This is a genomic window from Natronomonas sp. (assembly GCF_046710025.1).
GTDB lineage: Archaea > Halobacteriota > Halobacteria > Halobacteriales > Haloarculaceae > Natronomonas.
The window spans coordinates 1-3,634 of record NZ_JBKEGK010000247.1 but is presented as its reverse complement, the minus strand read 5'-3'; the positions used below and the strand labels follow the sequence as shown (position 1 = coordinate 3,634).

Annotated in this window: 6 protein-coding genes; 2 read left to right on the top strand and 4 right to left on the bottom strand. The window is 66.8% G+C overall.

The window, feature by feature from the left end:
- Positions 1-428, bottom strand: a 428-nt coding sequence (locus tag ACI944_RS13095) for a universal stress protein (protein WP_411719474.1), incomplete at its 3' end; no start/stop codon positions are given.
- 66 nt (positions 429-494) lie between these two features.
- A complete protein-coding gene (locus tag ACI944_RS13090) occupies positions 495-740 on the bottom strand; it encodes a hypothetical protein (RefSeq protein WP_411719475.1) in 246 nt (81 codons plus the stop codon).
- Between the two features lie 171 nt (positions 741-911).
- Between ACI944_RS13090 and ACI944_RS13085 the strand changes: the two genes are divergently transcribed.
- Both ACI944_RS13085 and ACI944_RS13080 read left to right on the top strand, forming a co-directional pair.
- Positions 912-1,679, top strand: a complete 768-nt coding sequence (locus tag ACI944_RS13085) for a hypothetical protein (RefSeq protein WP_411719473.1) — start codon at positions 912-914, stop codon at positions 1,677-1,679.
- Between the two features lie 63 nt (positions 1,680-1,742).
- Entirely contained in the window at positions 1,743-2,804 is a 1,062-nt protein-coding gene (locus tag ACI944_RS13080; RefSeq protein WP_411719472.1) for a S1C family serine protease, read from the top strand.
- A gap of 31 nt (positions 2,805-2,835) precedes the next feature.
- Here ACI944_RS13080 and ACI944_RS13075 read toward each other — a convergent pair whose 3' ends face one another.
- Together ACI944_RS13075 and ACI944_RS13070 are read right to left on the bottom strand one after the other, a co-directional pair.
- Complete coding sequence (locus ACI944_RS13075; protein ID WP_411719471.1) at positions 2,836-3,252, bottom strand: DUF5790 family protein; 417 nt, start codon at positions 3,250-3,252, stop codon at positions 2,836-2,838.
- A 76-nt stretch (positions 3,253-3,328) separates the two neighbouring features.
- The coding region (locus tag ACI944_RS13070) for a dihydroneopterin aldolase family protein (RefSeq protein WP_411719470.1) at positions 3,329-3,634 on the bottom strand (306 nt) is incomplete at its 5' end.

Sequence of the window (3,634 nt, the reverse complement as noted above, 5' to 3'; positions counted from 1 at the left end):
CGGACGACGGTAACCGGAACGGGCGAACGCCGGACGACCGTTTCGGCGACGCTGCCGAGTAGAACACGGCTCGCGCCGGTTCGGCCGTGGCTCCCGATGGTGATCAAGTCGATGTCGTGCTCGTCGGCGTACTCGACGGTCACGTTGGACGGCTTGCCGGACTCGATAGCTGTCTCGACATCGACGCCCTGATCAGTCAACCGCTCGCGGACATCCTCAAGAAGATTCTCGGCGTGTTGTTGTTTGTTTTCGCGCATCTGCTCGAGGTCGGTCATCACGCCGGATTCAAACCCGCCAGCCGGGTAGTCGGACGGATCGATAACGTGTAGTGCCGTGATCGTCGCGTCGGGGTAGTGATCCGCGGCGAACGCGAGGGCGTCCGACGCCGGCTCGGACCCATCGACCGGGACAAGTACATTTCGGGGCATATTTAGGCAAATATGTCCGGGGATATTAAAGATAGTGCTGACTCCCCACCGATAGGATCGCGACCGTCACTCGAGTCGGCGGATCCGGAACTCGGCGTACCCGCCGAAAGCGAGGTCCAACGAGCCGATCCACCAGTTCCATCGCTCGACCGGGCCGCCACGCGGGGCATCGGCCAGTTGGACGACGACGTGCTCGGGGCTGAGTTCGATGTTGGCGTCCGTCTCGTATTGGCCGCTGTCGGCGAGGTCGCGAGCGTGTCGTGCGACGACTCGACGCGCCTCGGCGTCGTCGCCGAACGTCTCGAGTCCCATCAAGAGCGCTGCGTCGTCGAACGCGGCCCCCTTGGCAGCCTCATCAGGATCGTTCACGCCGGGGGTAGCGGCGCGGCGGACTTGAGCCCCCGGTTCACAGCCCGGCGTGCCGGCGGCGTCACCGTCGGAATGAAAATGAACACCTATCAATCCCGGGGCTGAAGCGGCGATATGAGCACGACATCGCCATTCCTGGGGGGTGGTGACCCGGCGGGGACGGTTCTTTTTACGAGGCTACTTGCCCACGCCTCGATCACCGTTGCAGCCGCGATACTCCTCGCGTTCCTCAGCGTCTACGTCCGGCGCGTCCTCGCCGAGGGATTCGAGTACGAGTGGGGCTACCTTGCGGTCGGCATCGGGGCCGGCGCCGTCTACGGCCTCTCTGGCATTGCGACCGATCTGACCGGGTACGCGTGGCTCGCCGCCTTCACCGAGGGCGCGGTGCTGTTTTTCATACTTTTTATTGCGCTCGGAATCCGGGCAATGTATCACGCCGACCGACCGGCCGATGGCGGTCGGTTGTTGCCGGTCTGGGTCGACGGTCTCGTCATCGCAGGGTTCGTTGCCGCCTGGTGGGTGGGCTACTTCGCGGCGGGCGGGTGGACCCGCCCGGTGGTCGCCGTCGGGTGGATCGGGGCCTCGGCGTGGGCGCTGTTTTACGCCATCCGGACGACGCGGGCACACGAGGGAACCACGTTCTCGGCGATTACGCGACACCTGCTGCCGGCCATCCTCTGTGTGGTGGTCATTGTCGTGACCGATCTGACGCGGAGCGTTACCGCCGTCGACGGGGCCGCCGTCGAGGCCGTTTGGCTTGTCGGAACGGTGCTCGTCGCCGCCTTCCTGTTCAACACCGCGATCGCCATCCGTCAACAGGCGGGCGAGGTCGACCGGATGTACGACCGGACGACGTGGCGACAACAGAGTCTGGACGATTGAGGCGCTCCCGCCGGGAACGGCTGGATCCGAAGACCCTTTTCGAGACGCGCGTGTAATGTTCGTATGTCACGGCAGACACGCCGACGCTTCCTCGCCGGAGCGGCGGGACTCGCGGCCGGCCTCGCCGGTTGTGCCACCGGCGTCCGAGACACCCCTGATCCCGTACCGCCATCGGAGACGACCGCGGAGGCCGACTCGCGGTACGCGGCGGCGTTCGAGCGGACCATCGAGTCGGTCGCCTTCGTCGGCGCCGCCGGCGGCAGCGGATCGGGGTTCGTCCACGACGGCGTCATCGTCACGAATCAACACGTCGTCGGCGACGCCGAGACGGCCGACATCCGGTTCGAAAACGGCGAGTGGCGGAGCGCGGGCGTCACCGCGACGGACGTCTACGCCGACCTTGCGGTGCTGTCGACGGACATCCCCGAGTACGCCCGGCCGCTGTCGTTCGTCGACTCGATCCCTGCCGTTGGGACCGAAGTGCTCGCGCTGGGCAGCCCCTTTGGGCTCGAATCCTCCGTGTCCTCGGGCATCATAAGCGGTCGGAATCGGTCGCTCCCGAACGAGCAGACCGGCTTTGCGATCCCCAATACCGTCCAGACGGACGCCGGCTTGGACCCCGGCAACAGCGGCGGCCCGGTCGTCACGATGGAGGGACAGGTGACCGGCGTCGCCGTCGCCGGGGCCGGCACAAGCGTCGGGTTCGCCGTCTCGCCGCTGCTCGCCGGCCGAGTGTTGCCGGAACTCATCGAGACGGGCAACTACGACCACCCCTTCCTCGGGATCAGGCTGATCGAGGTGACGCCGACGGTCGCCGAGGCCAACGGGCTTGGTCAACCGCGCGGGGTGCTCGTCATCGAGACGACCGAAGACGCGCCTTCAGGGACGGAACTCCGCGGAGTGACCGGCGAGCGGACGGTCGACGGGCGGACCGTCCCCGTCGGTGGCGACGTGCTCGTCGAACTCGCCGGCACCGCCATCCGCTCCAACGCCGACCTGGGAACGGCGCTGGCGCTCGAACTCTCGCCCGGTGACCGGGTCCCGGCGACAGTTATTCGCGACGGCGAGCAACGCGAGATAACCGTCGCCATCGGCGCACGGCCCGATCCCGGGGAGAGAGCATAGTGGACGACAGTCGAAGGAGTACGCCGCCGGCTTACTCCTCGTTGCCCTCGCCTTCACCCGACTCGGCGTCCTCCAGTGCGCCACGCAACTCGGGGATCGTCGCGGTGAGTTCGCCCACCTGTTCGCGGGCCTCGGCGATCTGCGAAAGCGTCGTCTCGAGCTCCCCGATTTCCGTCTCAAGATCGTCCGCGTCCTCGAACGCATCGGCCTTCCGACCGATCGCAAACCACTTTTTAGCGTCCCGGAGGTGTTCCTCGGCATCGCCGACGCCGAGCGCCCCCTTCAGCCCGTTGAGAACGCCGAGCGTGTTGTCGGCGTCGGCGTCCCAGACATCGTCGGGGGCCGGCAGCGCCGCGTTCGCCGCCGCGAGGCTGGCCTCGACGTCTTCGCGCATTTCGGCCGCGGCTTCGTCGAACAGGTCGTCGTCGTCGAGCGTGGCCTGACTCATACACAACGTTTCGCACGGCCGCGGTTAAAAACACGCCGCAAAGCGAAAGTGGACGTGGACCCCGGCGACGCCGCGGTCACGCGCCCGCCCGCTCTTCGACCCGGTTGAGTTCCATTCGTGGGTAGTCGCCGTCCATCGCCATTGAGGCGACAACGACGCTGTCGTCGTACTCGATCCTGAGTTCGACCTCCATGAACCGGCCGGTGAGTTCGGTGTAGTCGGCGGATTGCCCCTCGAGGACGGCCGCCAGTTCGTCCTCGAGAACGTCGACGTCGACGCCGGCACAGAAGGGTTGGTTTTCGATCGACTCCTCGATGGCGCGCCCGAGGCTCGCGGCGCTCCCCGGCGAGACGGGCGTGCCCGCGAACTGGTGATAGAGGCT

Bases quoted from the DNA above. Each gene is read 5' to 3' on its own strand.
- ACI944_RS13085 (WP_411719473.1), top strand. From the start codon at position 912: ATGAGCACGACATCGCCATTCCTGGGGGGTGGTGACCCGGCGGGGACG.
- ACI944_RS13075 (WP_411719471.1), bottom strand. From the start codon at position 3,252: ATGAGTCAGGCCACGCTCGACGACGACGACCTGTTCGACGAAGCCGCG.
- ACI944_RS13080 (WP_411719472.1), top strand. From the start codon at position 1,743: ATGTCACGGCAGACACGCCGACGCTTCCTCGCCGGAGCGGCGGGACTC.
- ACI944_RS13090 (WP_411719475.1), bottom strand. From the start codon at position 740: ATGGGACTCGAGACGTTCGGCGACGACGCCGAGGCGCGTCGAGTCGTC.